The 3,010-nt window shown below is 43.7% G+C and carries 3 protein-coding genes; 1 reads left to right on the forward strand and 2 read right to left on the reverse strand.

All coding sequences use genetic code 11. The features are described from left to right. On the forward strand, positions 1–954 hold a 954-nt coding region (locus Q0688_RS20410), incomplete at its 5' end, for a GlxA family transcriptional regulator (RefSeq protein WP_299081749.1). On the opposite strand, the gene Q0688_RS20415 is transcribed toward Q0688_RS20410, so the two are convergent. Then, on the reverse strand, positions 929–2,341 hold the full coding sequence (locus Q0688_RS20415) for a VWA domain-containing protein (protein ID WP_299081752.1): 1,413 nt from the start codon (positions 2,339–2,341) through the stop codon (positions 929–931). The genes Q0688_RS20410 and Q0688_RS20415 overlap by 26 nt on opposite strands. Next, positions 2,342–3,010 (reverse strand): MoxR family ATPase (locus tag Q0688_RS20420; RefSeq protein WP_299081755.1); only part of this gene is annotated, 669 nt, incomplete at its 5' end.

Here is a 3,010-nt window from a genome sequence, read left to right on the forward strand (position 1 = left end):
GGCGCTTGGGCATCTACTGTTTATGGCTCGTTAGAATTGTTTCATAGTGCCAATTTGCGACAAGCCCAAGATCAGCAATTTCACTGTGATTTACTCAGTGCCGATAACCAAGCCGTACAACTCTATGGAGGCCATTCCATTAACGCCGATGCCATGATTGGCGAGCAAACCTATGATTTGATTTTGCTGCCCCACTATTGGGGAGATTTTCATACACCCACACAACAACATCCGAATATTCCCCCTTGGTTGGCCACACAATATGCCAAAGGTGCGCGTATAGCGGGCATTAATAGTGGTATTTTTTGGGCAGCAGAAGCCGGATTGTTAAATGGTGGCAGAGCCACCACTTATTGGCGCCATTTAACCGAGTTTGAGCAACGTTATCCTGATGTTGAGTGGCAATTTAACCAAGCCAGTGTTGAACATCAAAAGATCTATAGCTCCAATGGTCAAAATGCTTCTATGGATATTAGTTTACATTTGTTGGAAATATTTTGTGGTGCACAGATCGCCGCAGATTTAAGTCGAGATATTCGCTCTGACAGTCGCAGAAACGGTGATATTAGCCTTATTAACATCGCCGGTTTTCGTCAGCATAGAGATTTAGGTATTCATCGTGCACAAGACTGGCTGGATGATTATTATTCTGACAGTATTGAATTTCAGAATTTAGCCAATCAGATTGGTATGAGTAAACGCACCTTTATTCGCCGATTTCAAAAGGCCACGGGAGAACTTCCTTCAAGGTACTTACAGCGACTGAGAGTCGAAGCTGCTAAACATTATTTAGGTAATACCGAAGACAGCATAAAAACCATCAGTATGAGTGTGGGGTATCGCGATATCAGCTCTTTTTCGAAAGTATTTAAGACTCTAACGGATGTGACCCCTCGGGCATTTCGCGCACGGCTACGCCCCGCAGGTGTTAGGAATACTTCAAAATCCGGCTAAAAATCCGTTCGATATCCTTTAGGCTTCTGCAAGTCTCAACACTGCCACACCAAGGCGAATATTCAGACATAATCGAATCGCCAGTATCCCATAAACTTTGCCGCTCAGGGTTTAGCCACAACACCCGCTTGCTTTTACGATAGACGTTTTCCCAGATATCTATCCGTCCATCCCCTTTATTATTGCGCGCATCACCTAGCATAATCACGGTGGTTCTTTTGTCGATATTGGCCAAAGCTTGGGACTGCAATCCTTCCAAGGCTTTACCATAATCGGTTGGCATGCCTGCCCAGCGCTGCATAATTTCTTCAAGGGCTATTTCAATCTTTTCTTGCTCGAACAGTTCGGACACATCGACCATTTGCGAGGCAAACACATAAGACTTAACTTTGGGCATTACATCTTGCAACGAATACAAAAACATCAGTAAAAACCGTGATACCCGGCTGACTGAGCCACTGACATCACAAATGGCTACTACTTTAGGGCGCTCAACTCGCGTTGCCTTCCAGCGAGTATGAAATAACGCCCCGTCAAAAGCTGCATTGGCGGCAATGGTTTTTCGCACATCGAGTTGCCCACGTTTGCGGGTTAAACGGCGGCGACTGTGTTGTGAAGCGAGCTTTCGCGCGGCGCGATACACTAAGCTTTGCATCAATTTATAATCGGCGTGTTCAAGTTGCCCTAATTTGGCTTGTTGCAGATGCTCTACACGATATTTTTGCCCTTTATTGCGGGCAAAAAGCATATATTGCTGTTCTACGTAATCTTTGACATGTTCTTGTAATTGCGCCCTTGCTTGCGTTAATTGTCGTTGTAATTTTTTTGTGGCTGGATCATTGGATTCTGCTCTGATTTCAGCACTTAGTTCAGCATCACCTAATCGTTGCATGATCTTGTAAGCAAAATAATTCTTTTGGGTAAATAAAACGATGGATGCGAGGTTTTCGGCTGTGGCCGCTTGCACAATCTCTACACTCATATCTGAACCGTTACCAAGCGCTTGCCCTAAGGTAGAACTCGCGTTGCCTTGTTTGCTGTCCAAATTTTGCGATTGGCCGTTATCAGAGTTTTGAGAACTGGTTTGGTTGGCACTTTCTGTTGTTGCAGAGTTTTTCTCATCAATGGGATTTTTATTTAGCTCGTCATTAAGTTCATCATTATCTGAAGCTTTGTCATTTTGGCCAAAATATAAATCAAATAACTCATCATAGGTTTCTCTGTCTGCTTGACGTTTGACTAAGGTTAAGGCCAATACCGTTTTAGAGGTCTGCCGCTGTTCCAGCCCCATTAATTTAATGGCATTAAGGGCATCTAATGATTCGGCAGGTGAAACAGGTAAACCTGCCTCGCGTAATGCGCCAATAAAATCAGCGACAAAGCGCACTTATTTTATCGCCTTCAATAGAGCATTAATTTCAGGTTCAACTAACTCAATATCGTCTTGGAATTTCAGCAATAAATTTAAGGTATCTTTAACCCAAACTGGATCCAGTTCTTCGACATTTAATAACAATAAGGCTCTTGCCCAATCAATGGACTCACTCACGGCCGGGGATTTCTTTAAAGGCATTTCACGTAATTTGCCAATCATGGCGACAATTTGCTCTCGCAACAGTGCATCTAATCCTTGCACTTGGGTTGCTAAAATTCGGCTTTCAAGTGCCGCATCGGGGAATGGAATATACAAATGTAAACAGCGGCGTTTTAGTGCATCGCCAAGCTCGCGAGTATTGTTACTGGTTAGCATCACTATAGGTTTGGATTTTGCCTTTATAGTGCCAATTTCAGGGATAGACACTTGGTAATCCGACAATAATTCCAACAAAAAGGCTTCGAATTCTTGATCGGCTTTGTCGATTTCATCCACCAGCAATACCGCACCATCTTGGCTTTGCAAAGCTTGCAGCAATGGCCTAGGCTCTAAAAATTCCTGAGAATAAAAAATATCCCCAAAATCGTGCAGACGAGCCACCGATTCGTCTAGTCCCCGCGCGCCTTTAAGTACATCACCTAGCTGTTCTTTAAGTACTTGGGTATAAAGTAACTGTTTGCC

This window comes from uncultured Paraglaciecola sp., from assembly GCF_937123705.1.
Taxonomy (GTDB): Bacteria; Pseudomonadota; Gammaproteobacteria; order Enterobacterales; family Alteromonadaceae; genus Paraglaciecola.